Annotated in this window: 26 protein-coding genes; 20 read left to right on the forward strand and 6 right to left on the reverse strand. The window is 37.4% G+C overall.

All coding sequences use genetic code 11. The annotated features are described in order from the left end of the window. Window positions 1–2 precede the first annotated feature (2 nt). The 14 genes from ACN9MR_RS09120 (at window position 3) to ACN9MR_RS09185 (ending at window position 14,104) form a co-directional block, all read left to right on the forward strand. A complete protein-coding gene (locus tag ACN9MR_RS09120; protein WP_426329342.1) occupies window positions 3–896 on the forward strand; it encodes a glucosamine inositolphosphorylceramide transferase family protein in 894 nt (297 codons plus the stop codon). A gap of 13 nt (window positions 897–909) precedes the next feature. Continuing rightward, window positions 910–1,992: a glycosyltransferase gene (locus ACN9MR_RS09125; protein WP_426329344.1), complete on the forward strand. Its 1,083-nt coding sequence runs from the start codon at window positions 910–912 to the stop codon at window positions 1,990–1,992. 120 nt (window positions 1,993–2,112) lie between these two features. After that, window positions 2,113–3,204 carry an NAD-dependent epimerase gene (locus tag ACN9MR_RS09130; RefSeq protein ID WP_426329346.1) on the forward strand — a complete coding sequence of 364 codons (1,092 nt, stop codon included), beginning with the start codon at window positions 2,113–2,115 and terminating at the stop codon, window positions 3,202–3,204. A gap of 212 nt (window positions 3,205–3,416) precedes the next feature. Further along, window positions 3,417–4,817 carry a pectate lyase family protein gene (locus tag ACN9MR_RS09135; protein ID WP_426329348.1) on the forward strand — a complete coding sequence of 467 codons (1,401 nt, stop codon included), beginning with the start codon at window positions 3,417–3,419 and terminating at the stop codon, window positions 4,815–4,817. A gap of 78 nt (window positions 4,818–4,895) precedes the next feature. Continuing rightward, complete coding sequence (locus ACN9MR_RS09140) at window positions 4,896–6,050, forward strand: glycosyltransferase family 4 protein (protein ID WP_426329350.1); 1,155 nt, start codon at window positions 4,896–4,898, stop codon at window positions 6,048–6,050. 57 nt (window positions 6,051–6,107) lie between these two features. Continuing rightward, window positions 6,108–6,911: a phytanoyl-CoA dioxygenase family protein gene (locus ACN9MR_RS09145; RefSeq protein WP_426329352.1), complete on the forward strand. Its 804-nt coding sequence runs from the start codon at window positions 6,108–6,110 to the stop codon at window positions 6,909–6,911. An 11-nt stretch (window positions 6,912–6,922) separates the two neighbouring features. After that, complete coding sequence (locus ACN9MR_RS09150) at window positions 6,923–7,894, forward strand: hypothetical protein (protein WP_426329354.1); 972 nt, start codon at window positions 6,923–6,925, stop codon at window positions 7,892–7,894. Continuing rightward, window positions 7,891–8,385, forward strand: a complete 495-nt coding sequence (locus ACN9MR_RS09155) for a GNAT family N-acetyltransferase (protein WP_426329356.1) — start codon at window positions 7,891–7,893, stop codon at window positions 8,383–8,385. Before ACN9MR_RS09150 ends, ACN9MR_RS09155 begins: the two co-directional genes overlap by 4 nt. Before the next feature lie 39 nt (window positions 8,386–8,424). Next, window positions 8,425–9,462, forward strand: coding sequence for a GNAT family N-acetyltransferase (locus ACN9MR_RS09160; protein ID WP_426329358.1), 1,038 nt, complete (start codon window positions 8,425–8,427; stop codon window positions 9,460–9,462). A 24-nt stretch (window positions 9,463–9,486) separates the two neighbouring features. Then, window positions 9,487–10,542, forward strand: a complete 1,056-nt coding sequence (locus ACN9MR_RS09165) for a GNAT family N-acetyltransferase (protein WP_426329360.1) — start codon at window positions 9,487–9,489, stop codon at window positions 10,540–10,542. Window positions 10,543–10,573: 31 nt separating this feature from the next. Beyond that, entirely contained in the window at window positions 10,574–12,502 is a 1,929-nt protein-coding gene (locus tag ACN9MR_RS09170) for a polysaccharide biosynthesis protein (protein ID WP_426329362.1), read from the forward strand. A gap of 134 nt (window positions 12,503–12,636) precedes the next feature. Continuing rightward, the gene (locus ACN9MR_RS09175) at window positions 12,637–13,053 is read left to right on the forward strand and encodes a helix-turn-helix domain-containing protein (protein WP_426329364.1); all 417 of its coding nucleotides are present in this window, start codon (window positions 12,637–12,639) and stop codon (window positions 13,051–13,053) included. A 152-nt stretch (window positions 13,054–13,205) separates the two neighbouring features. Next, complete coding sequence (locus tag ACN9MR_RS09180) at window positions 13,206–13,763, forward strand: hypothetical protein (RefSeq protein WP_426329366.1); 558 nt, start codon at window positions 13,206–13,208, stop codon at window positions 13,761–13,763. 41 nt (window positions 13,764–13,804) lie between these two features. After that, a complete protein-coding gene (locus ACN9MR_RS09185) occupies window positions 13,805–14,104 on the forward strand; it encodes a hypothetical protein (RefSeq protein WP_426329368.1) in 300 nt (99 codons plus the stop codon). Window positions 14,105–14,226: 122 nt separating this feature from the next. Here the strand turns inward: ACN9MR_RS09185 and ACN9MR_RS09190 are convergent, their stop codons facing one another. Further along, complete coding sequence (locus ACN9MR_RS09190; protein ID WP_426329370.1) at window positions 14,227–15,240, reverse strand: zinc-binding alcohol dehydrogenase family protein; 1,014 nt, start codon at window positions 15,238–15,240, stop codon at window positions 14,227–14,229. Window positions 15,241–15,364: 124 nt separating this feature from the next. On the opposite strand from ACN9MR_RS09190, the gene ACN9MR_RS09195 reads away from it, so the two are divergent. Further along, a complete protein-coding gene (locus tag ACN9MR_RS09195; protein WP_426329372.1) occupies window positions 15,365–16,204 on the forward strand; it encodes an AraC family transcriptional regulator in 840 nt (279 codons plus the stop codon). 132 nt (window positions 16,205–16,336) lie between these two features. Then, window positions 16,337–17,251 carry a pentapeptide repeat-containing protein gene (locus tag ACN9MR_RS09200; protein ID WP_426329374.1) on the forward strand — a complete coding sequence of 305 codons (915 nt, stop codon included), beginning with the start codon at window positions 16,337–16,339 and terminating at the stop codon, window positions 17,249–17,251. Window positions 17,252–17,379: 128 nt separating this feature from the next. Here ACN9MR_RS09200 and ACN9MR_RS09205 read toward each other — a convergent pair whose 3' ends face one another. Beyond that, window positions 17,380–17,958 carry a hypothetical protein gene (locus ACN9MR_RS09205; protein WP_426329376.1) on the reverse strand — a complete coding sequence of 193 codons (579 nt, stop codon included), beginning with the start codon at window positions 17,956–17,958 and terminating at the stop codon, window positions 17,380–17,382. Window positions 17,959–18,058: 100 nt separating this feature from the next. Here ACN9MR_RS09205 and ACN9MR_RS09210 point away from each other — a divergent pair, with 100 nt between their 5' ends. Further along, entirely contained in the window at window positions 18,059–19,333 is a 1,275-nt protein-coding gene (locus ACN9MR_RS09210; protein ID WP_426329378.1) for a DUF6624 domain-containing protein, read from the forward strand. A gap of 42 nt (window positions 19,334–19,375) precedes the next feature. Here the strand turns inward: ACN9MR_RS09210 and ACN9MR_RS09215 are convergent, their stop codons facing one another. Continuing rightward, window positions 19,376–19,726 (reverse strand): winged helix-turn-helix transcriptional regulator, encoded by a 351-nt coding sequence (locus tag ACN9MR_RS09215; RefSeq protein WP_057934749.1) that lies wholly within the window; start codon window positions 19,724–19,726, stop codon window positions 19,376–19,378. A 105-nt stretch (window positions 19,727–19,831) separates the two neighbouring features. Here ACN9MR_RS09215 and ACN9MR_RS09220 point away from each other — a divergent pair, with 105 nt between their 5' ends. Together ACN9MR_RS09220 and ACN9MR_RS09225 are read left to right on the forward strand one after the other, a co-directional pair. Further along, on the forward strand, window positions 19,832–20,587 hold the full coding sequence (locus ACN9MR_RS09220; RefSeq protein ID WP_426329380.1) for an SDR family NAD(P)-dependent oxidoreductase: 756 nt from the start codon (window positions 19,832–19,834) through the stop codon (window positions 20,585–20,587). A gap of 13 nt (window positions 20,588–20,600) precedes the next feature. After that, complete coding sequence (locus tag ACN9MR_RS09225) at window positions 20,601–21,371, forward strand: glucose 1-dehydrogenase (protein ID WP_426329382.1); 771 nt, start codon at window positions 20,601–20,603, stop codon at window positions 21,369–21,371. 204 nt (window positions 21,372–21,575) lie between these two features. Here ACN9MR_RS09225 and ACN9MR_RS09230 read toward each other — a convergent pair whose 3' ends face one another. Further along, window positions 21,576–22,490 (reverse strand): helix-turn-helix domain-containing protein, encoded by a 915-nt coding sequence (locus tag ACN9MR_RS09230; RefSeq protein ID WP_426329384.1) that lies wholly within the window; start codon window positions 22,488–22,490, stop codon window positions 21,576–21,578. Window positions 22,491–22,533: 43 nt separating this feature from the next. Beyond that, window positions 22,534–23,436, reverse strand: coding sequence for an SDR family oxidoreductase (locus tag ACN9MR_RS09235; RefSeq protein ID WP_426329386.1), 903 nt, complete (start codon window positions 23,434–23,436; stop codon window positions 22,534–22,536). A gap of 480 nt (window positions 23,437–23,916) precedes the next feature. Between ACN9MR_RS09235 and ACN9MR_RS09240 the strand changes: the two genes are divergently transcribed. After that, a complete protein-coding gene (locus tag ACN9MR_RS09240; RefSeq protein WP_426329388.1) occupies window positions 23,917–24,981 on the forward strand; it encodes a serine hydrolase domain-containing protein in 1,065 nt (354 codons plus the stop codon). A gap of 72 nt (window positions 24,982–25,053) precedes the next feature. On the opposite strand, the gene ACN9MR_RS09245 is transcribed toward ACN9MR_RS09240, so the two are convergent. Then, window positions 25,054–25,749, reverse strand: a complete 696-nt coding sequence (locus ACN9MR_RS09245; RefSeq protein WP_426329390.1) for a hypothetical protein — start codon at window positions 25,747–25,749, stop codon at window positions 25,054–25,056. Between the last annotated feature and the right edge of the window lie 36 nt (window positions 25,750–25,785).

A 25,785-nucleotide genomic window follows, 5' to 3' on the forward strand; every position in this document is an offset into this window, starting at 1 on the left:
AGATGAATATAACAGTTAACCTCTTTAATAAAATATTCGCAGCTGATAAATGGAACATTGGTTTTGTTTATCAAACGCCTGAAGAGCTGATCAGCACAAAAAAGCTTGGTACGGCGATAAACTGGTTACAGGAAGATAATATCGATTATGCGGCTGATCCTTTTGTGGTGAGTATAAATGACGCACCAAGGATCTATTACGAAGAACTGGATTTTTGGAAAGGGAAGGGCGAGATTATGATGATTGATGGGTTCGACTTCAAAAACAAGAAGAAAGTGCAGGGCATAAAGCCCGATGCGATCCATTTATCTTATCCTTATCTCATTGAAGAGAATGGTTGTTTATACTGCATTCCGGAAACGTCAGAAGCGAAAGAAATAGCACTCTATCAGGTTGATCAGGAAAATCCAAGCCGGTTAACCAAAATAAAAGTACTGGTTAGCGGAAAAGCTTTTGTAGATAGTTCTGTTATTTATTACGAAAATAAATACTGGCTTTTTACCAGTGTATCCGGAGATCAAGATCTCCTGTACATTTATCATTCAAAAACCTTAAACGGTCAGTACACCGGGCATTACCAGAACCCTATTCCTGTAGAAAAAGAGCATTGTAGGGCTGCTGGGAGTTTATTTAAAGTTGGTAAATCACTCTATCGACCAACACAAAATCCCATTAACCACTACGGAGGCTCAATTATCATCAATGAAATTGAAACACTTAACGAAAAAGAATTTAAAACTGCCTATAAATTCGAAATATTACCAGATAAACCTTACAGCAAAGGGCTCCACAACATCAGTTTCGCCAATAACATTATTGTAATAGATGGCAAGCGGAAAGTATTGAGCTGGATAATGCCATTTAAAAAAATTGTTCGAAATTTTAAAAAAAGATAATTCACCATTCGAAATGAACACACCAGTACAAAGAATGATTTTCATTTCGTTAACCGACGCCCCCAATGGTGCTGAAAATGTGCTGCTGATGATGGCGACCGCTGTTAATGGCGAAATGTATTTTTTAAAAAAACATGCTTTTACAGGACTTAAAATTTCTGAAGGTATTCCCAAAAGATATCTTTCCAAGAAAGCAATTTTTTGGGGTTTTGTAAAACTGATACCGTTACTTCGAAAATATAAAAAGGATGATGTGGTAATGAGCACACACCCGTATCTAAATGCTTTTTTGGGTTTTTTGAAACGGATAGGGTATCTCAGATCGAAATTAATTGTACGCGAATGTACTTCTGTTTTTACCCGTTTCACCGGAATTAAAAAACGCATTTATCAAATCATTTATCGCATGGGTTATCCGGCTGTAGATTTAGTGGTTTGCCAAACTGCGATAATGAAAATTCAGCTGCTTGACCACAATAGATTTTTATTGAACCACAAAATATTGGTTCAACCTAATCCCGTCGATTTTAATAAGATCATTGCTAAATCTGTCCAGCCTTTAATTAATGGCGACGCAAAACTAGATTTTATCTGTTCTGCAGGAAGGTTGATCCCCGAAAAAGGATTTCAGGTTCTGATAAAAGCTTTTAAACTGATTAAGCACGAACATCCTAAACTTAAATTACTCGTACTGGGAGAGGGAAAAGAAAGAGCATTATTAAGCAACATTATTCAGGAAAATAATTTAAGCGATTCGGTTTTTTTAAAGGGACAGATAGATAATCCGGCCCCTTATTTTAAACAGGCCAAACTTTGCGTAGTATCATCTATAAAAGAAGGTTTTCCGAATGTGCTTTTAGAAATGATGTCGGTAAACAGCGCAGTAGTTTCTACACTTTGCGCAGGAGGCATCAGCGAAATTCCGGCTATTACCAAAGTAGAGGCAAATAATGTAGAAGCCCTTGCAGAAGCGATGGGCAAAAAATTAAAGCAAAACCAACCCCAAAATTCTGAAATGGCGATGAAATATTTGTACAGTCGCAGGCCAGAAATATTTGCTCAATCTATTTTAAACGCTTTGCAGCACCAAAACTAAGCCCAAAATATAAACAAACCATTACCGCATTTTCTGATGGGATGCTTTGCTGTATCCTAAAAAACAAACAATCAAGCCTTTTTTGAGGCCATTCTTAACTGTTTCTCAAACTTAAATTTTATGAAAATTTTAATTACCGGTACAGCCGGATTTATTGGTTTCCATTTGGCAAAACGCTTATTGGAAAGAGGAGATGTTGTTGTTGGTATTGATAACATCAACGATTATTATGATGTAAATCTAAAACACGCCCGCTTGGCTCAAACTGGTATTAACCATACCGATTTGGTTTACGGACTTCCTCAGGTAAGTGGTAGATATGAAAATTACACTTTCATAAAGTTGGATATCTGCGATAAAGAGAGTTTAGAAAACTGTTTTAAAACCTATCAGTTCGATGCGGTTTGTAATTTGGCCGCTCAGGCAGGTGTGCGTTACAGTTTAACTAATCCAGATGCCTACATAGAAGCAAACATTAAAGGTTTTTTAAATATCCTGGAGTGTAGCCGTCATTTTAAAGTTGGCCATTTATTATATGCCAGTTCTTCCAGTGTTTATGGATTAAATAAAAAAATGCCATTTTCAGCCCATGATAATGTAGACCACCCGGTTTCATTATATGCCGCTTCGAAAAAAAGCAATGAATTAATGGCACATGCTTATAGCCATTTATTTAATCTACCAACCACAGGTTTACGTTTCTTTACAGTTTATGGCCCTTGGGGCCGCCCAGATATGGCTTTGTTCTTATTTACAAAAGCAATTTTGGAAGGAAAGCCCATAGAAGTTTTTAATAACGGTGAAATGAAAAGAGATTTTACCTATGTAGATGATATTATTGAAGGTATTGTAAGGGTTTTTGATCAACCGGCACAGGCAAATCCAAACTGGAATAACCAAAACCCTGATCCAGCTACATCTGCTGCACCTTTTGCCGTATTTAATATTGGGAGAGGAGCGCCAGTTAACCTGTTAGACTTTGTTGAAGAAATTGAAAAAGAAACCGGATTAACCGCGCAAAAGATATTTATGCCCATGCAAGATGGTGATGTGGCAGAAACTTCTGCAGATATAGATGATTTAAAAAACCTGTTAAATTATGAACCATCTGTTTCAGTTCACAAAGGTGTAAAGAATTTTGTAAACTGGTTTACAACATTTTATCACCCAAATTTACAGTTGGTTCAAAAAACAACCGTTGTGGCAATTTAGTTTGTCATGACTATGTAAACTAGTTGTATAATAAATCTTATTAAACTGAATTATTAAACTGTCATTTTACTATCTGTAAGCAATTGGTTTACAGTATAGGTAATGTCGAATATTAAGCCTATTATTTAATTATCAGCGTTTTAACTGCATTTTATTAGATATACTCATTTATCGCATATAGCGTTAAGTTGTAAATTTAAAAAAAATAAAAAATGCAGAGAATGGCAAAATTGTTTAAAAAAGTGAGTTTAATTGGTTTAATGTTAACGACAATTATCTTCTTTAGTAATTGTAAAAAAAGTGTGAATGCTAATGACACATTAGCCGACAGTACAGAATTGTTTTCAAGCGATTCAACCTCAGTATTAGCCGCCACCAGTGGCAGTACAGGTAAATTAAGCCTGATAGGAGTAAAGTCTGAAGGAGGTTATGCATATAAAATTTCACAATCCATTTCTGGCGGTGACAATGCTACTTCGAAAGAACAATCGGTTTTAAGATTATTTGAAAACGGAGTAGAACTTGGCCCTGCCCATAGTGTACACGATGACATTAGGAATTTAGGTAAAGGAAGGTTTAGCCATTGGGGTACTACGGTAATATTTTCAGCATCGGATAATACAGACCCAAGAACAAACGGCCGTTCTTATACTTATGTAATGGGGGGCACCAGTGCAGCTATACCTCCGGCAGAAACGATAACTCCACCTACAAATATAACTATTAATGCTGCCTTGGTAGGTTATGCTTTGGTTAATGGTAAAACAACAGGTGGTCAGGGCGGTGTCGAAACTACAGTAACAACACTTGATCAATTAAAAGCAGCTGTTGGTGATAACATTACACGTACTATTTATGTAAGTGGTACCATTAAAGGCGCTGGTAAGGATATTGTATATGTAAAATCAAACAAATCTATTATTGGTAGATCTGGTGCTGTTATTGAAGGTGTGAATCTGTTTATTTATACGGTAAGTAACATTATAATCCAGAATATCACCTTTAAAAATTACGTAGAACAGGCAGCAGTACAAATTAAAGAAGCTGCTCACCATATCTGGGTAGATCATTGCGATTTCTCTACAGATCGTACTCATGGTTGGGAATATTGGGGTAAGGACATTACCATTACCAGAGAATCTGATTATGTAACGGTTTCCTGGAGTAAGTTTCATGATACCAACCTATCGGTACTAATTAGTGGCGGTATCGAAGGTCACGAGGCAGATAAAGGCAAATTGCACGTAACCATGCACCACAACATGTGGTATAATGTTACCGAAAGAGAACCATCAATGAATTACGGCAGTGTACACATGTTTAACAACTATCACCTTAACAACTCAGGTTACTCAATCGGTACAAGAGCAGGCGGTATAGTAAGAACAGATAATGAGTATTTCTTAAATTGTGTTAAACCATTAACTACAAAAGTGGCAAGTGATCCGGAAGGATATTTTAGCGGTATTACCACCAACATTTACGATAAATGTGGTGCAAACAATATAACGACGGCAGTTTCTACCTGGGTTCCAGAGTATGATTACAAATCATTCCTTAACGATGCGGCGAGTGTGCCTGCAATTGTTACGGCAAATGCTGGTGCCAGATAGGTAAACCAAAACCTTCATATTTTTTCTGCAATAAGCCACCTGGATAGGTGGCTTTGCAGTTTAAATTAAAATTTTGACATGATGAATATAACGAGGAAAAAGATTTTTATCGTCTGCGACTCTTCCAGATCACTGCTCGATTTTAGAGGCAAGCTGATCGAAAAAATGCAGCAACATAACCAGGTTTATGTGTTTACACCTAAAATTGAACAAGAAGCGGTTCGAAGTAAACTGAAAGAACTAAATGTGATTACCTACGAAAGTAAATTAGATGGTAGTAACGTTTCTATCTTATCCGATTTAAGGTTTATCTTTTCGTTGTATAAACTCATCAGGCAAATAAAACCTGATATTTTTTTTCCTTACACCTTTAAACCTGTTATTTATGGCTCTTTTTTAGCTAAAATATGCAAGGTTAAATTAATTGCCCCCATGCTTACCGGTTTGGGATATAACTTTACCGATAATTCTGCCAGTAATAAACTAATTGTTAAAATAACAAGATTATTATTAAAACTGAGTCTGAAACCCAATCCGCGGTTAAATATAATTTTTCAGAACAAGGACGATTCTCAACGTTTAATCGATCTGAAGATCCTGAATAAAAAACACCAGGTTTACGTGGTAAACGGATCGGGTGTAGACTTAAGTCATTATCACTATACTAAACCAAGTACCTCGCCCATAACCTTTTTAATGGTATCACGGCTTATTAATGCAAAAGGCATTAAAGAATATTACGATGCCGCTAAATTAATTAAACAACGGTTTCCACAAGCCGTTTTTAAACTCATTGGACCATACGATCTGAATATCGACGCCATTGCACCCGAGCTGTATCAAAAAATTGCGAGTGGAGATACCATTCAATATATAGGGCAGGTTGATGATGTGCGGCCAGATATTGAGCGCTCTTCGGTAATGGTACTTCCTTCTTATTACGGAGAAGGCGTTCCACGCTGTGTGCTAGAAGGAATGGCCATAGGCAGGGCTATAATTACCTGCGACTCTGTAGGATGCCGTGAAACCGTTAATAACGATCCTACGCAGGCCAATGGATTTCTTATTCCGGTTAAAGATGTTGATGCATTAGCTAATAAAATGGAATATTTTATTAATAACCGTGATGATATTATTGCTTTTGGAAACAAAGGACATGAATTTGCAAAAACAAAATTTGATGTGAATATCGTAAATGCAGAACTCTTTAAAATTATGCGTTTACAGGCTTAACCACCCTTTACACATCAAGCACTAAACTAACCAAATAAATAAACTAAACCTAAAATTGTGAACAATACATTTATTTACAAACGAGCCACTTTAGCCGACTTTAGGGAAGCTATTGATGAGTATGGATGGGTTGTATATGAAAAGGCAATCAATCAGAAATTAATTTCTGAAATAACCACAGGTTTCGAAACTTCTTATCTGTTAAGAAGAGAAATACAGGTTTTAAATGGAATTGAAGAAAATATGGAGGGAACATTACATCACTTGCTCGAGAAAGATAATTTCGCTATTGAGCTTCTGAGTAAGTTGTACTGCCACAGAGAAATCCGTGATTTTTTGGGCGGAAATTACATTCTTAATGGGATAAATGGGGTAATTAACACTAAAAACAGCAAATCCTATATCCAAAATATCCATCGCGATGTACGTACATTTTCTTCTGAATCTAAGTTTATGATTCAGATGATTATTGTGCTCGATGATTTTACCATTTTTAATGGCGCCACGCACTTTTTATCGGGCTCACATAAATTAGATATCAAACCCGAAGAAAAACACTTTAAAGCTTTCGCTAAACAGGCTATTGCCAAAAAGGGAAGTATTATATTATTCGATTCCAATATCTGGCATGCAGGAGGGATTAATTTCACCCGGAAACAGCGTAGGGCCTTAACCTTAGGTTTTACCAAACCTTACATTAAACAACAGTTCGATTATCCCAGATTTTTAGGATATGAATTTGGCGAAAAAATTGACAGCGATTTAAGGCAGATTATTGGTTACAATGCCAGGGTACCGGCCAGTTTACAGGAATATTACAGACCTGTAGAAAACAGAATGTATAAAGCAGATCAAGGGTAGGGAATAAAACGATGGAAAAAGAAACGCACTCCCCCAAAACTATTGGTGGCTACATCCCGCTCGAATTATCAAAAGGTGAAGTTTATTACCCAGATTTAATTGCACTTAACACAGGTAGAAATGCATTGGAGTATGTGTTAAGGACAAGAAAGTACTCCACCATATATCTTCCATACTACACCTGCGAGGTTTTGCTAGAACCGCTCCAAAAATTAAACGTACAGTATCACTTTTATCATATAGACGAAGATTTAGATCCGGTAATAGATTTTGAAATAGGCGAACATTGCTGCTTACTTTACACCAATTACTTCGGACTTAAAACGGAAACCGTTAAAAAGCTAACCAAAGAAATCAAGAACCTGATTATAGATAATGCCCAGGCATTTTTTTCTAAGCCGGTAAACAACTGTGACACTTTCTACTCATGCCGCAAGTTTTTCGGCGTACCAGACGGTGCTTATCTTAATATCTCTAATACATTGGGTTTAAATTTAAAACAGGATATATCAACAGATCGGTTCGCTCACCTGATTAAAAGTATTGATATCGATATTGAAGAAGGGTATGCCGATTACATAGAAAACAACAAGCAGCTGTGCAATAACGAAATCAAAAAGATGTCGGTATTAACAAGAACCATTCTTTCCAGCATCGATTACGATAAGTGTGCCGATATCAGAAGAAAGAACTTTGCTTATCTGGATGAGCAACTTGGGCAGGAAAATATTCTGAGGCTAAATTTTTCAGGAGAAGATGTGCCAATGGTTTACCCACTCCTGGCGGAAGATCCGTCTATTAAACAGCAGCTCATCAATCAAAAAATATTTATAGCCACCTATTGGCCTAATGTTTACGAATGGGCACATGTTGATAGTTATGAATATTTTCTGGCTAAACATCTTGTTTCGCTACCAATCGATCATCGCTATAGTATAGCCGATATGAAAGTAATTGTTAAAGCTCTAAAACCGCTCATATGAACACTCAGATTTACTTAAGGCCATTAACATTAAAAGATGCTGATGTGTCGTACAAATGGAGAAACGACCCTGAAGTATGGTCGTATACCAAATTTGTGTTAAAAGATCCAATTACCGCCGAGGTTGAAAAACAATGGCTATTAAACAAATTAAATCTGACCAATGAAAAACGTTTTGCCATCTGCATAAAAAACACGAATGAATACATTGGCAATATTCAGTTGCTCGATATCAGAAACGATAGTGCAGAATTTCACCTCTTTATTGGCGAAAAGAGATACTGGGGAAAGGGCATAGGCTATAACGCCTCTTTAATGTTGTTAAAATATGCCTTTTATAACCTTAACCTTAAACACATTTTCTTAGAAGTACATTCAGATAACCTGGCTGCTTATTCTATTTATAAAAAAGTAGGTTTTCAACCTGTTTCGCAGCAGGAAGATTTCATAAAAATGGTAATTAATTCCTCTGTTTTATTTACCGCAAACTGAACTATTTACTTTAAATCTACCCTAATTTAATAGCTCAAAATGAGAAAGATTATTACAATTGATGATAAACGAGAATGGTCTGCCTATGTAAGGCGTGCTTTACATTACGATTTTTATCACACCTGGTATTATCACTCCTTAGATAAAAGTGGTTTGCCCATATTATTTGTATATGAAGAAGGAGAGAATTACATTGCCTTCCCACTTTTGAAGAGGAACATCCCCGGTTCTGATTTTTTCGACTTTACATCGGTTTATGGATATACGGGGCCCATTTCAAACATGGACTTCAATGCTTTGGACGATGATTTTATGGAACGCTTTAAAAATACATTCATAGCGTTTCTTGAAACTGGTCAAAATGTAACCGTTTTTTCCAGATTGCATCCATTTTTTAATCAGGAAAGGTTAATGGAGAAGTTTTCTGGAGTATATGCCAATGGGAAAACAGTGGCTATCGATTTAACCACAACCATTGAAAGTCAACGGGCGGGTTACCGAAAAAGCGTAAAGGAAAAAATCAGGCGTTTACGAAAGCGTGATTATGAAGTCAGAATTTCTACTGACATTAATGATGCGAGCATATTTTCTGAAATATATACCGAAAATATGATCCGCATAGGCGCAAAAGACCATTACCTTTTTAATAATGCCTATTTTGTTGCGCTACTTTCTTCTGATGAATTTGATAGCAAGCTTTTTTTGGTTTATAAAGATGGGATAGCCATATCGGGCGCTATTGTAGTCTGTACAAATGAAATTATGCAGGTGCATCTTTTGGCTACCAGAACCACTTACCTCTTCGAATCGCCAGCTAAATTATTAACTGATGAAATTACTGTAATTGGCCGGCAATTGGGGTATAAATATTTTAACCTTGGTGGCGGGGTTAATTTTAAAGAAGATAGCCTTTTCGGCTGGAAGATGGGTTTCTCTAGTTTATGTTTCGAATTTAATAGCTGGCGGTATATAGCCAATAATGAATTATACAATACACTTTTAAACGAAAGATCGCTTGATCCTTTTTCGACTGTTGATTTTTTTCCACTCTATCGTAGTCCTGTTATTGTTTCATAATTAATTATTATTTCTTTTTAATAAATGGACATGTTGAATGCTACAGGTACCACTTTGCAATTAACTTTAACACAAAAGGATGATTGGGTAAAGTATATTAGCTTGGCTGCCGATTATGATTTTTATCATACTTGGCATTACCATGCTATGGCAACCAATGGAAGACCTATTTTATTTGTGTATTGCGAAGTCAATAATTTTATCGCTATCCCTTTATTGGAACGCGCAATCCAGGATACGCCTTATTACGATCTGCATTGCGTTTACGGATATTCAGGTCCGGTTTCTAACCTGAAATTTACCGATATGAGCGACAGTTTGAAAGGGAATTTTCTAAATGCTTTTTCAGCATTCTTACATAAAGGGAGTTATGTTTCTGTTTTTTCGCGGCTTCATCCTTTTTTTAATCAGAATATACTGTTACAAAAAACTGATGGCATATATGAAAATGGAAAAACGGTTGCCATTAACTTACAACAAAACATAGAAGAACAGCGGAAACAATATAGACAAACAACCAGAGATAGTATTAAGAAATGTAGAAAGTTTGGTTATGTTGCTGTTGAAGTTACTGCTCAAGAAGATATTGCCGCTTTCACGAAGCTCTATCAATCTAATATGAACCGCATCAGTGCTACTGATTTTTATCTTTTTACTGAAGAATACTTTACCAAGCTTATTCGCGCTACAGAATTCGATTGTAAGTTAATCCTGGTTTATTCGAACGATGATTTAGTTTGTGGCAGTATCATTATATGTACCAATGGTATTATAGAAGGACACCTAATTGCCACTAATGCTTATTATCTTAAAAATTCTCCAGCTAAATTTTTGGTTGATGAAATTAGTGTGTTAGGCCGCAAATGGAATATGAAATACTATCATTTAGGTGGCGGACTTGGTTTTAAAGAAGATTCGCTCTTTGAATGGAAGCTTGGTTTTTCGAATATGGTTTTAGCATACTCAAGTTGGCGTTTTATTGCCAATAAGGCTGTCTACAATCAGTTAGTCGAAAAATCGGGTAACCAAATACATACAGATGTTGACTTCTTTCCTCTTTATAGAATGATACCTCAATAAACTTTAAACAAATATTTAATGATTCTCAATTATGAAAAATTTCTTTTTTCCAGACAGAGCACACTCAAGGTGGTTAATTTTATTGATTGATCAAATGATCGTTGTATGGACATTGTTTATATCCATTGTACTAACCAATACATTAAACTACACCGACGTTTTTAACTCAGGCAATGCTGTTTATGTGACACTTTATTGTTCCATCGCTGCAGGTGTTTTCATTTCATTAAGAATACACACCGGTATTATACGTTACTCCAATACCGAAGATATTTTGAGGGTTTTCCTCGCAGTTTTTGTAACTAGTTTACTCTTCGTGAGCGTAAATAAAATACTTTCGCAACGTTTTCAATTGCTTTGGTACCAAATGGATAAAGCATTGATATTGAACTTTTTTATTTCCTCATCGTTGCTTATTCTCATGCGTATATTGGTAAAAGGTGTGTTTTTCTTTTTTAAAGAACTCAAATCGGAAACCAAAGAGAATATCCTGATCTACGGATCGGAAAAAAAAGCTATCCTGATCAAAAAAGCAATAGAACAGAATGGAGATTCTGACCTGAATATTATCGGTTTTATTGATGATAACAGAGATCGCGTTGATAAGTACCTCGAGCAGAAAAAAGTATACCACTCTTGCTCAGTAGCATTATTAAAAGAAAAACACAATATAAAAAAGATACTTTTTGCAGAAGATGCATTAAACACTTTAAACAAAAAGAAAATTATCGATATCTGTGTTAACGAGGGTATTAAAGTAATTATGGTGCCACCGTCAGATAAATGGTTGTACGGCAAGTTAGATTCGCACCAATTACGCGACCTGAAAATTGAAGATTTGCTGGAACGTGAACCGATTAAGCTCAATAAAAAGAATATCCTGAAAGATTTAAGTGGTAAATGCATTTTGGTTACAGGTGCTGCGGGCTCCATTGGATCCGAGATTGTTCGGCAGGCTTTACAGTACAATCCTAAATCGGTAATTCTATGCGATCAGGCAGAAACACCGCTTCACGATTTAAAACTCGAACTCGAAGATAACTTCCAGGATGCAAACGTGAAGATATTTATGGCCAATGTGCAGAATTTAAACCGGATCAGAACATTATTCGAACTCTATAAACCTGAAATTGTTTTCCATGCTGCGGCTTACAAACATGTTCCTATGATGGAGAATAATCCAGCTGAAGCCATTTTAACCAATGTACTGGGCACTAAAAACATGGCCGATATATCAATGGAATTTGGTGTAGAAAAGTTTGTAATGATTTCTACCGATAAAGCTGTTAAGCCAACCAATGTAATGGGAGCATCCAAACGTTTGGCCGAAATTTATATTCAGTCGCTAAACAGTCCTGAGATTATATCAACCGGCGAAATTACCACACAAGCTTCGCGCACCCGTTTTGTAACCACCCGTTTCGGAAATGTTTTGGGCTCAAATGGCTCTGTTATTCCAAGATTTAAAAGCCAGATAGAAAAAAGAGGTCCCATTACGGTAACCGATCCTGAAATTACCCGGTACTTTATGACGATTCCGGAAGCCGTTCAATTGGTAATGGAAGCCGGAGCAATGGGCAAAGGAGGAGAGATATATCTTTTCGATATGGGTAAGCCAGTTAAGATTGTCGATTTAGCTGTAAATATGATCAAATTAGCGGGTTTAACCCCTTATGTGGATGTCGATATAGTGTTTACAGGATTAAGGCCAGGAGAGAAGCTGTATGAAGAACTTTTGCTTATTGATGAAGAAATTATACCCACCCATCATCCAAAAATTAAGATATCACAAAAAGTAGCTTACAATTATTTGTACGTTAATCAGATTATTAAAGATCTGATTATACTGAATAACGATGGTAACGATCTGAATATGGTGAAGAAAATGAAAGAAATTATACCTGATTACATCAGTAATAACTCAAGATTTGAAGAGTTAGACTTATTGGTTGCCAATTAATTACCGTAAAAATACCCTATTAAAATTATTTTACTTTTGTTCGTGAAATAATTATTAAATTGCATTGAATAGTAATCGTCGTCCCAGATTGTTGATCGAATTTAAATGTTTTATTTTAAATTAAATTAACTGCTATGAGCTTAAATGTAGGCCAAGTTCTTGAGCGTGTTGTACGCAGAGACAGAATGGGGATAAGTGAATTATCCCGGAAATTGAATGTAAGTAGAAGAACTATTTACAATTGGTTTGATCAGAAAAGTCTAAACCCTGAAATTATTTGGAAAGTGGGTACCGTAATCGGTCACGATTTTTCTGTTGAATTACCCGAAACTTTTGCTAAAAACAGTAACTATATCCATGAAGCTTTTGATGCACATGCAGGGGATCAAACCAAAGGTGATGCGAATTCTGTATACTTCTGGATGAATAAATACATCAAGTTACTTGAAAAATACAATGAAATATTGAGCAATAACAACATAGACAAGAGTGTTTCTGAAACGGTTGCACATCATACTATGCCAAGAAATAACAATCGGTCTATTTCTTAAACCATTGCTGGTATTTTAATTAATCTCGAACTCGTATCTTCTCAGGGTTTACCATTCCGGTGAACACTCCCTTTTTTATAGTATCTCTCTAAAAAATTCGCCATAAGCACGCTTTATGGTGATGGATTTCTATTCACTAAAATTTCGAAATCATGAAAACAATTAACGCATTAACTCTACTGTTACCATTGTTTGCTTTTCAAGGTGTCAAAGCACAATCGCAGGTTTATGGCGGTACAGGTATTCGGTACTCAGTTGGTATCGAAACAGGTTTGGCTACTGGCTATTTGGCCAAAAAGTACGAAGCGCCGCTTGGCGTTTCCGTTCAGGCAGAATTTCCCATTACCGAAAGCATTTTATATGCTTCGGTAAATACCGGGTTTAATAACATGTTTGTATCAGGTAATTATTCACGGTTGGTTGATGATTTACAGCTTGTACCAGTTAAAGCAGGCTTAAAATATTTCTACAGAAGTAACCTTTATCTGCAATCGGAAATAGGTTTCTCCTTCCTTTTAAATAAAACAAATTGTGTTGAGGGCAAAAAAGCTGCATTTGTATACGCGCCGCAGGCAGGAATGATATTTTATCTGCACAACAATAACTATATCGATGCAGGATTACGCTATGAAAGCAATGGCAAATTCTACCACTGCGATCATACGAACAACTTTGTAGGCTTCAGAATCGCCTGGGGCTTCAGTTTATAAAACGGGTATTCCTTAGTAATCATCTTTAATAAGCTTCATAAATGAAAGCAAGTATACAATACAATACCATGAACGGATTATGGATCCTTTTTATTGATTGTAAATATGAGGATTCTCCGAAATACATTAGGATGATTACGAAAATTATAATCAAAATGTTATCAGGAACAATCATTCCCGGCAATAAGCGAAGGGTTAGATCTGGCAGGCATTACCTGATTCATGAGCATGTTGTAGAATTACACACAGACGAATGGTTTCCATTGGTGCTGGCAAGCGAAAGAAAAGAGCTATTGGAAGGCATTAAATCCATTTTTCTGGATATGAGCGGGAAAAAATAACCCGCCCAATTTATTTTATCGATCAAAAATACGGGAAGGTTGCTCCGAAAGGAGTAGCCTTTTCTTGTTTTACGGCAATTGCAATATGGCATCATACCATCTGCCATATTACCGCTAACCGATTAATATTCGATTACAACCTTACCAATAGTTTTTCCACTTTCTAGTAAGCGGTGTGCTTCTTTTAGGTTTTCTGCTGTAAATCCTTTCAGTGTGGTTTTTAACGTCGTTTTAAGCGTGCCATTGTCAAAAAGCTCGGCAAGTTTATTTAAAATATGGTGTTGCTCTTCCATATCATCGGTTTTATACATCGAACGGGTATACATCAACTCCCACGAAAAAGTAACACTTTTGTTTTTTAACTTATTCAACGCAACAGGAGTGGCTGAACCGGTAATGGAAACAATATGGCCTTGTGGTTTGATCAATTCTACTATGGCATCCCAATAGCCATTTAAATCAACAAAATCTAGTATAAAGTCTACTTCCTGATAACCTGCCGAACGTATTTCTTCAACCAGGTTTTTATGGTCTACTACCAAATCGGCTCCCATGGCCAGGCACCATTCTTTCGTTTCCGTACGCGAAGCTGTGGTAATTACCTTTAGTCCGCTTATTTTTTTTGCAAGCTGTATCGCAATTGAACCTACGCCACCGGCACCTCCAATAATAAGTATGCTTTTCCCTTTATCTTTTTGCCCGCTGATGCGGATACGGTCGTATAACGATTCCCATGCAGTAAGCGCGGTTAAGGGCATAGCAGCAGCTTCGGCATTGCTGAGTGTGCTTGGCTTTAAGCCTACAATACGTTCATCTATTAACTGATATTCGGTATTACTGCCGCTGCGTGTAAGGTCACCCGCATAATAAACCGCATCGCCAGGTTTAAAAAAAGTAACTGCTTCTCCAACAGCTTCTACTGTTCCGGTCGCATCCCATCCAATCACCTTCGGGCTTTCCAATATCGTATCTTTAGCGCTGTTCTGGCGTATCTTATAATCTACTGGATTTACACTGATTGCGTTTATCTTAACCAGTATGTCGCGTCCGCTTGGTTGTGGAGCAGTTGTTTCAAATTCAATAAAACTTTCTTCTGCCGAAATGGGTAGTGAGGTTTTAAATCCTATAGCTTTCATTGTCTTTTTATATGATTGTATAATTTTTTATGATTTCTGTAAGGCAAATATAAACCGATACTGCGTGATTATTCAGTATAAATTTGCTTTTAATTGGTAAATTTGCGCTATGGTTTAACAAAAAATGAACAAAGAAACGCTATACGAACCTTTTGAAATTGTTTATAAAAAGTTAGATGAATGTCCGAAAGAAGGGCATCAACATTTGTTTTTCGAGCTGGTATATATTTTATCGGGCACAGGAAAGCAATGCATCAATAACAATAAATTTAATTACTCTGCAGGCCATATGTTTCTCATTACGCCGGAAGATTGCCATTCGTTTGAGATCGAAACCACTACCGAATTTTTCTTCCTACGTTTTGGAAATGTATATATCCGGTCGAAAGCGTTCCGTACCGATGATGTACAGCGGATGGAATATATTCTGCAGAATGCCAGTCATCAACCAGGCTGTATCCTAAAAAACTTTTCGGATAAACCTTTTATCCGGTCGCTTATTGATGCGATGATGGCCGAATATGTAAACCGCGATCTGTATAACAAAGAGCTAATTGCAAAGATGGTAGATACGATGATTGTTGTGGTAGCCCGGAATATTGCCAAATACATGCCTGTTGCCATTAAAGAAGATACCGAAGAGAAAACCCTGGCCTTACTAAACTATATTCAGGCGAATATTTATCATCCGGAGAAATTAAGGGCCGTAAAATTGAGCAGCCAGTTTGGTATTTCTGAGAATTATTTTGGTAAGTATTTCAAGAAACATACCAACGAAACGCTTCAGCAATATATAGCAAATTTACGGATTAAACTGGTTGAGGCACGTTTGCGTTTAAGTAACATGCGGATCAATGAAATTGCCTATGAGTTGGGCTTTACAGACGAAAGCCATTTAAATAAATTTTTCAAATCGCAGAGAGGATTAAGCCTTAAAGCTTTTAGAAATTCGCTTGTGGCTTAAATACAACTTACAGTTGCTAAATAGCAACAAAAAGTAGCGTAATTACAACTATAATGATCGGTTGATTTGCTGAATCTGGCTAACAGGCCGGCTACATTTGCAATGTCGAAAGATTAAAAAAGACAGTTACATATGGATGCAAAAATGATCGGCAATAAAATTGCCGGAGCACGAAAAAAAATAAACATGTCTCAGGCCGGACTTGCCGGACATGTATTTGTAAGCCCACAGGCGGTTGGAAAATGGGAGCGGGGAGAATCAATGCCAGATATTATTACCTTAAACCAACTCGCCAAGATTCTGGATGTAGACCTCAATTATTTTTCAGCAAGCCCATCTTCTGCAAATGGTATCAGTGAAACTGAACAAGAAAAACCAGAGGTGAAAAGTTTAGCAGGTTCATCTCAGCCACAGTTGCTGACCAATTTTAGCGGGAACGATCTGGCCAAAACCGATTTTGCTGGTGTTATTGCGCATAAGCTGAAATTTAACGGGAGTAATTTACGTGGCTCAGATTTTACCGGCGCTGACCTGACGGGCAGTTCATTTCTGGGTAGCGATGCACGTGAAGCCAGTTTCCAAGGGGCAAACCTTACTGATTGCAGCCTATCGGCTACCGATCTTACGGGTGCTAATTTTGATCAGGCCATTTTGGTGCGTACAAAATTCTATGCCGTAGAGCTGGCCGGGGCAAAAATCAGCAACACCAGACTAACGGAGGTAAAACTCAGCAAAACCGACCTGAGAAAAACAGTTTTTGAAAACTGCATATTTGAAGGTGTAGATTTTGACTATTCTGATCTGCGCGGACTCCGTTTGGATGGACAGACTTTTACAGGGGTATTGTTTCACAATGCAGCACTTAATGAAACTACATTTAAAGGTGCGACACTTAAAAACGTATCTTTCCGTTCTACCTTTGCCCTTACGAATAAATATTACAAGGCTATTAAAACAATCTGCTTTGAAGGCGCAACGATGGATAAGCTGACCTATGCTTCACTCAAAGGTTTGGGTGCCGATTTATCGAAGGTTGACCTGGTGTAATCAATTTTTAAAAAAAAGAATTGGGATGACACAGTGTGCGGTATCGCCATTTCCTTTGCTTAACTAAAGGAAATGACGACCGGCTTTGCCAATCAAAAACCAGTTAACCCAAAAGATGTGTCCTGCTGCTACTTATAAGGTTTAACAACAGGCTCAGATTTGGTAATCTTGGTTAATTGCGTATCAAAATAAAATACAGCTTGTTGAGCAGCCTGAAAACCGAAATTATTGTTGGCCCTGAATTTATGATCCATTTTCCATCCATTAAAGAATGGTTTATAATGATCGCTTATAAATTGGGCCTTCTTCGAATAAAAGTGTGCGCTGTCGTTATACATTTTTTGGGAGTCAGAAGCTGCAAGCAACTGTTTCCACAATTTCTTTTTTTTAATTTTATCAGTAGTAGAATCTGTGCGGTAGCCAATATCGGCCACCATTCCAAAGGCAGCAGTTCCCTTATCTAAGTAAAAAGAAACACTGTCCTCAAATACTTTGTAAACAGAATCATCCCGGTAGCTCGAATATGCGCTGTCGAGTTTTCCGAATTCGCCGGCCTCATAACGATAGGTCTGGTTTTTTGGCGCTTCAAAATTGGACTTGATCAAAGCCACTGCCTTTTCTTGTGGCGTCTTTGGTACGGTATGGCAACCAGCCACAAAGAGCAGCGTGATGGCTAACAAAAGTAGGGGATCTCTTAATTTAAACAAAACGTTTTCAGTAGATGGTTGAACCCAAAAGTACAAAAAAACGATCAGGAAGTTTAGCTTTCCGAATCATGGCCATTCAAAAATTAATTAATTTAGGTACATGAAATATCTGATGTCTTTTTTCATCACTGCAGTGCTGAACATAACTGCTTCTGCACAGTCAAGCCTGTCCGCTGATGCAGAATTAGCAAGAGCAAGCCTCTACCATCTGCAGAAAGATTATGGCAAGGCAATCCAATGTTACGAAACAGCTTTTAAAGTCAGGCATCCGGATGCATCGAATGCCTATAAAGCGGCAGGAGTTTATTCTCTCAGTGGCAATGCAGAAAGATCTGAATATTACCTACAGTTGGCGTTAGATAATGGTTGGACAGAATCTCTCTGGTTAATGGTAGATCCTTATTTTGACTACCTGAAACATGTGGACCTACTAAGGTGGAGCAAAATTGTGGCGCAAGCTGTGAAGAATGAAATGGAATATGAAAAAAAATTGGGTGATCCCGCCTTAAGACGGAAGATAAATATGATGGTAATTTCAGACCAGCAACTGCGGTATAAGAAAGTACAGACTAAAGATGCAAAAGAATTAGAGAAAATTAATCAGGAGCTTGTAGCATCAGACCAAAAGAATTGGCGTGAGGCAAAAAATATCGTTGAAGCCCATGGGTGGCCTAAACTTTCAGATATCGGTAAGGATGGACAGAATAATCTTTGGCTCATTGTGCAGCATGCTGACCATGATATTTCCTTTCAAAGGACAGTCCTTGAAAAAATGAAACCATTACTTAAAAGCAAGGAAATAAATCTGGAAAACTTCGCGTTTCTTTCTGATAGGGTACTTTGCAATTTGAACTACCTTCAGGAATTCGGTACCCAGGTAAACTGGACTGCAAACGGGATGGCCAGTGGATTCCGTGATATACGCAGGGAATGGGAGGTTGACGAAAGAAGAGAAAAATTAGGATTGTCTAAGTTAGCAGATTATGCGCGTAGCTATGGATTCACCTACACAAAGCCTACAAAACAGGAGTGCGTTCGCACACGAAAACAGATCGATAAGAATATTAAAGGGCTGATTGATAGTGCGAAATCTGCGTATAAGGCTGGAGATTTTCAACAAACCTATGACAGTTATAATGCGGCATCAACTTTTGCCGACGGGATGAGCAATGAGGAGAGTCTGGAAGCCGCTGTGCTTTTTTCGGTGATAGCAAATAAAGTTCAGGTTAACCAGAAGTACAAAGATATTTCCCTAGATTTTCTCAATTTGCTCGATTTAAGGAACAAACTTGATAAAAAATCCATCCGGCAGATGCATGAATTTGACGCCATCCGTCAGGATGCAAGATGGATGAGCCTGTTTGAGGATAAATAGCCTTATGGTTAAACGTAAAAAGGGCTAGGCCTCGAATGGCTTTCATCCAACAATTTCCTTTCGGTGCTGAATTCCCCAGTCCGTCAGATTGTTGATTATGGTCTGTAGCGTTTTGCCGTGCTTGGTCAGCTCGTATTGAATGGTGACAGGATGCGTGTCTAAAACTGTTCTTTTGACCAATTTGTTTATCTCCAGTTCTTTCAATTCCTTACTGAGCATTTTATTTGAAATTCCGATAACATCATTTAAAATGTCTGAAAATCTCCGTTTATTATAATGGCATATCGATGAAATGATGTAGATTTTCCATTTTCCACTTAAAACATCCATCGAATCATGGATGGCCATCATCTCTTTTTTACGATCATTTTGATCTATTGGTTTGCACTCCATATGTTACTTTGTTACCTCTAGGTTACTGTTACTTTTTGAAACAAAGTAACTAAAATATATTAACATAGCCTAGCTTTGTTGCTTAATAATTCAATAAGCAATAAAATGAGTAGATTAAAAAACAGGGTGGCTATTGTTACCGGGGCATCAAAAGGAATAGGTGCCGCTATAGCCCGTCATTTTGCCGCAGAGGGCGCGAAAGTGGTTGTAAATTATGCATCAAGCAGAGAAGACGCCGATAAAGTTGTCAAAACGATTACAGATAACGGTGGAACTGCTATTGCTATACGGGGCGATATATCAAATCAGGCTGATGTAAGCAAGTTATTTGAAGAAACAAAAGAAGCTTTCGGTACATTGGATATCCTGGTAAATAATGCAGGCATTTACCAATACCTACCTATTGAACAAGTATCGGAGGAATCTTTTCATAAGCAGTTTAATATTAATGTTTTAGGCGCTGTCTTTACCATTCAGGCAGCTTTAAAGCTGTTCGGCGATAAGGGTGGGAATATCATCAATATCAGTTCAGGTGCGAGTAATACCCCTTTACCAACAGGGAGTGTATATTCTGCAACCAAGGCAGCATTGGATGCCGTAACCATTGCCTTATCGAAGGAGCTTAGTGGCAGAAATATCCGTATCAATTCTATTTTGCCAGGTGTTGTGGAAACAGAAGGTTCGCACAGTGCAGGATTTATTGGGAGTGAATTTGAAGCCAGATTAGTTGCCACCACACCGCTTGGACGTACCGGACAGCCGGAAGATATAGCAAAAGTGGCCGTATTTCTTGCCTCCGATGAGGCGGCATGGATCACAGGAGAGAAAATTTCAGTTTCAGGAGGTATTTACGGAATATAACAGATAACGAAAAATGAATAAGTTAAAGAATAAGGTCGCTGTTATTACCGGCGGCAACAGTGGGATTGGTTTTGGAATTGCGGAAGCTTTCAAAAATGAAGGTGCAGTGGGTGTAATTACCGGCAGAAACCAGGCTACTTTGGACCGTTCGGTCACCGAACTAGGCGAAGACTTTGTGGGTGTAGCAGGAGATGTAACCGTTAACAAAGATCTGGAAAACATCTTCAGGAAAACCATTGAGCGGTTTGGCAAGATCGATGTACTTGTAGTAAATGCCGGAGGTATTGTTGATGGTATGCCGATGGCCGCAATCAATGAAGTTACCGAGGAAAACTATGACAGTTATATGGATCTCAATCTGAAAAGCACCTATTTCACTGTCCAAAAATCCCTGCCTTACCTAAATGACGGTGCATCGGTTATCTTGATCGGATCTAGCGCTGCTCATCGGGCTGCACCTGGAATGACCATTTACGGAGCGGCAAAAGCAGCTGTAATATCGCTGGCCAAAGGTTTATCTTTGGATTTACTACCCAGAAAAATAAGGGTGAATACGCTTTCACCCGGATCTATTGATACCCCGGTTTTCGGAAAGATCGTCCCCGAAGAGCAATTGGATCAGTTGAAGCAGATGTGGATCGATATTACACCGGTTGGTAGGCAAGGATTGCCTTCGGATATCGGAAATGCTGCTGTATTTCTGGCATCTGATGATTCATCCTTTATAGTGGGTACGGAAATTCTTTCCGACGGTGGTCTCACCAATATCAGCCTGATGAAATAGGAGAGAAAAATAAGCAAACTAAAACGTGCTTTTACCAATGAACCTTCGAACGGACAGTTTGAGGGTTCATTGGTTCCTGGTTTGAATAATACCCCGGTTTTAAACTGCATTCAGGCCTTCTAAAAGAAACAGACTTCTGTTTTTAGAAAATTTCAGTCATATAAATAAAACTTAACTGAAATTAAGAAGACTTAGAATAACTTTTTAATTTAAAGACTTCCTGAATTCCAAAGGGGAAATATCAGTTTTAGCTTTAAATAATTTACTAAAAGACTGAGAATGCTCAAAGCCCAATTCATAAGCAATTTCACTTACTGAAAGCTCAGTTGTTGAGAGCTTTTCTTTGGCTTTTTCAATTAGCTTTTCGTGAATATGCTGTTGTGTGGTTTGTCCGGTTAAAGTTTTCAAAAGACTGCGCATATAGTATTGTGACATATTGAATTTGTCAGAAAGAAGCTGAACACTAGGCAAACCTTGTTCTTTGAGGTTATTACCTTCGAAATAATCTTTGAGCAGAATTTCCAGTCGTTCTAAAAATTGATGATGCGTTTTGTGGCGCGTAATAAACTGTCGCTGGTAAAATCTTTCAGAATAATTCAAAAGCGTTTCCAGCTGAGAAATAATAATGTTCTGACTGAATTTATCAATATTGGTTTGATATTCCTGCTTGATGTTATCCGTAATTTGCTGGATTTTTATTTCTTCATCTTCCGATAAAAATAATGCTTCATTGACAGAATAATCAAAGAATTCATATTTCTTGATGGTGCTTGCCAATGGCGTACTCCAAAGAAAATCCGGATGAATCATCATCATCCATCCGGACGGATTTTTGCCATTCTCTTCCCGAATAACGCTCAGTATCTGATGTGGAGCCATACAGAACATCACGCCTTCATCAAAATCGTAATCCTGCTGCCCGTATCTATATTTATGATTCATATCTCGTTTAACAGAAATCATATAAAAATCAAACATCAGACTCTGCTTTCCGCTTTCCAAAGCCGGCGCCATATCTTCAAAATTTATCACACTGATGAGCGGATGTTTTGGCTTTGGCAAGCCACGCAAAGTATGGAATTGAGAGATGGTTTTTATTCTTATTGGCGCATCATACATCAGTTTAATATTTAATCAAATTTAACGAATATAAAGTTACAGACTATTTTATCTCAAAGGAATAAACATCATTTTGTAAATCTTCCATCAAGGTTGGATGTTGAGGATTCCAACCTAATGCAGCCTTAGTTGCTTCACTTGAAGTCAGATTACTAAGCTTTGCAAAATGTGCAAACCAGCCGAAATGTTCTGCTGCTTCATCGGCTGTTAGGGAAACAACTGGAATCTGCAATTTTTGTGCAATAAAGGTTGCAATGTCTTTAAACGGAATTCCCTGTTCTGCAACTGCATGATATCTTGTTCCGCTTATGAAAGGTTTTTCCAAAGCTAACCGGTACAATTTTGCTGCATCTAGCCTGTGAACAGCAGGCCAGAAATTATTGCCTCCATTAATAATCGCAGCTTTTCTTTTTGCTTTCGCAATATGAATCGATGTCGGAACAAAACCGATTAAATCTCCTTTACCGTGAACAGAAGGAGAGAGTCTTACAACGGCAACTTTCACGCCTTTTGCGGCTATGGCATCGGCTGCATTTTCTGTTGCAATTCTGGGATGCGGATTGTTTGCGGAAAGATCTTTTTCAGTTGTGATTCCGTCTTTTGAAAAAAGTGCAGTTCCTGAAGTGATGAGAAAAGATTTGTCTGTTCCCAATAAAGCTTCACCTATTGTTTCAATCACTTTTCCATCAAGTGTACACATTTCCTCGAATCTTGTAAAATCGTGAACAAATCCTAAGTGAATCACTGCATCTGCAGCGATAGCTCCTGATTTTAAACTTTCAAAATCGTTTAAATCTCCGCGGTGTGCTTCGGCGCCGGCTGCAATCAATTTATTTACTGATTCTTCCGAACGAGCCAATCCCAAAACCTTGTGCCCATGGGCTAATAATTCCTTTACTACCGCAGTTCCTACGAAACCTGTAGCACCTGTAACAAATACTTTCATTTTGATATAATTTAATGAAGCAAAGTTCAGATTTCGTTTCTGTACTCTTGTAGCCGAAAAATGTTTTCTTGTAGCCGAAAATTTAATTATATGTCTCCTGAATTTCAAAGGAGAAATGTCAGTTTTGGCTAAACTGGGTATTTCACCGGAAATAGATCTTGGTCAATTCGATAAAACCAAAGAAGCTTTTATTATTTCCACAACTTTATGCTTCGGTTTTGTAGCGTAAAACAATCTGATATTGATTAATGGAAGATTTGTTTTCATTATCATGTTTTGATTTTATATATTTTGTAGATTTGATAGAGGATACTTTGTGCATCTACAAAACAGTCCATAATTTGTTTTATCTTTTTAAAGCATTGAATTTGAGATGGTTTTATGTTTTGATCTGAAGTTCTTATCTGCTTTGGTAATGGATCATAGCCTGCATAAAGCCCGACAGCTATAGCCCGATTTCGAACTCAAACAATATAGATAATGAGCAAATTCATAACACTGATTTTATTAATTCTGTTTTTTTCTGCAGCGCATGGACAAAAGACAGCTGCAAATAAATTAGAAGAGCTATCAATTGCAGTAAGTAACGGCGCTTATACCAACCTTGAAGGGCTTGTTATATCCAAAGACGGTAAGCGGATATATGAAAATTATTTTCATGGATTTAGCAAAGACAGTCTGCATGATACCCGTTCTGCTTTTAAGTCTGTTGCAGGAATATTAATCGGTATTGCTATTGACAAAGGATTTATTAAAAATATAAATGCAAAAGTATATTCTTTTTTTCCTGAATATAAACCTTATGGGAATTGGAATATTCTAAAAGACAGTATGACCATTGAAAATTTACTCGAGATGAAATCTGGCTTTGACTGCGAAGAATGGAACGGGGCCAAGGATTGTGAAGACGACATGCAAACTAAGCAAGACTGGATAAAATTTTGTCTTGACCTGCCCTTAAAAAACAAACCGGGGACCCGGTGGGATTATACATCAATAAATGCAATGCTATTAGGAGGCATAATTGCTCATGCTTCCCACATGACAGTTTCGGATTTTGCAGACCTTTACCTTTTCAAACCATTAGGCATTACCAACTATAGATGGACTAAAGACCCAATGGGGCACGAAACAGCAGCAGGTTCTTTCTATATTTCTACCAGAGACCTAAATAAAATAGGGCAGTTAGTATTAAACGATGGTGTTTTCAACGGTAAAAGAATAGTATCTGAAAAATGGATAAAAGTTATGACAGAAAAACGCCATAAAATTGAAGACTTTTCCAATGTGGCAATATCTAAAAACAGTATTGCAGTTCCTCAGCCCACGTATTATTCTTACACATGGTATAATGAAGAAGCAAAGACCAAAAACTTTACCTACAATATTGTTTTCGCTTCCGGAAATGGCGGACAGTATATAATGGTGGTAAAAGATTTAAACATGGTTGTATCATTTAATGGAAATAGCTATAATTCTCCAAAGTCAAAACTGCCTTTTGACATCATGATCAATTACATTTTACCTTATTTTGATCGGAAATAGTTCGCTTGTAGCAAGGCTTTGGTAATGTACGTAAACGCATACTTGTTTAGAACCGCATTGGGGTGTTTATTTCTAATAATCAATATTATTGTTATCAGCTAACTTATAAATGTTTTTTCTAGTCAAAATATAGGTTAATGTTATGCTAGCTGTCCAAACCGTTACAAGAACCGGTGACCCTAATATCCAGTAATTGCTTAAAAGCCCTTTTTGTAGCAAAGAATTTAGAATAATTAAAATTACCCAGGTATCTATCTGACCCGGGATTAATAAAAATACTAAAAACCATACAACCGGACTTTCGTTTCCAATTAGTTTAAAACATTTATAAAGTGGGTAGATGACAACAGAAAGTATTATAATAGTGCCAAGAAGCCAAGCCACATTATGATTATGTAACATTAGGTTTAATCCCCAAACTTCATCGCCACCCCCTGTCACGGACCCAAAAATTCTTGTAAAAGGTATATTTGCGAAAACCAATGAAAACCCCAGTACTTTTTGGGGGTCCTTTGGATTATTCATTAAATAGGTTCCAAGCCAGATCATCAGATAAGTGAAAATGGGGCCGGCAAACGTAGATAGTACAGAATAGGGTATTTGCTCGGAACAATTTCCGCATAAAGACCAAACGTTAAAGTCTCTGTTTCCCCAGCAGCCACAAATTAGCCTTCCTATGGTGGTATGTACTATTTCGTGAGCTTCATGCATTACAAAAGTTAATGCTAAGAATGTCAGCGCAAATGGGAGAGTCAGTTTTAATTTCATTGCTTGTCTTTAAGAGAATCAGTGTACAGTTTCAAC

The sequence above is a fragment of the Pedobacter sp. R-06 genome (assembly GCF_049913135.1).
Taxonomy (GTDB): domain Bacteria; phylum Bacteroidota; class Bacteroidia; order Sphingobacteriales; family Sphingobacteriaceae; genus Pedobacter.